At 49.5% G+C, this 430-nt stretch carries 1 protein-coding gene; it reads right to left on the bottom strand.

Going from position 1 to position 430, the window contains the following annotated elements; translation table 11 throughout:
• Positions 1 to 9 precede the first annotated feature (9 nt).
• Positions 10 to 396 (bottom strand): hypothetical protein, encoded by a 387-nt coding sequence (locus A3773_RS16985; protein ID WP_067988665.1) that lies wholly within the window; start codon positions 394 to 396, stop codon positions 10 to 12.
• Positions 397 to 430 lie beyond the last annotated feature (34 nt).

Raw genomic sequence — 430 nt, 5'->3', positions numbered from 1 at the left:
CGAGCATTATTAGTACGATAGCACTTCGATCTTTCCTTTCCTCTTCCTCTCTCTTTCTTTTCCTTTCTCCTTCCTCCCTCTTCCTTCTTCCCTTCTTCTTTCTTCCTTTCCCCTCTCTTTTTCCTCTTTTCTTTTTTCTTTCCTCTCTTTTCCTCCCTCTTCCCCTTCCCTCCTCCTTTCTCTTTCTTTCTCTCTTCCTCTCCTTTCCCTTCTCTCTTTTCCCCTCTTTTTTCCCCTCTTTTTCCTCCTCTTCTTCCTCCTCTCTTTTTTCTTCTCCCTCTCTTTCTCCCTCTCCCTCCCCTTCCCTTTCTCCCTCTCCCTCTCCTTCCTCCCTCCCCCCTCTCCCCCCCTCCCCCCCTCCCCTTCCCTCCCGGAAGAGCTCCCCTTAAAAACCAAAAACCGCCTCTGGCCTTTAGATCTCTACAAAGGT

Origin of the sequence: Neptuniibacter pectenicola, from assembly GCF_001597735.1 — a bacterium.
Classification (GTDB): Bacteria; Pseudomonadota; Gammaproteobacteria; order Pseudomonadales; family Balneatricaceae; genus Neptuniibacter; species Neptuniibacter pectenicola.
Note: the sequence above shows the minus strand (reverse complement) of the source record. Positions and strands in the feature narration are given on the sequence as shown.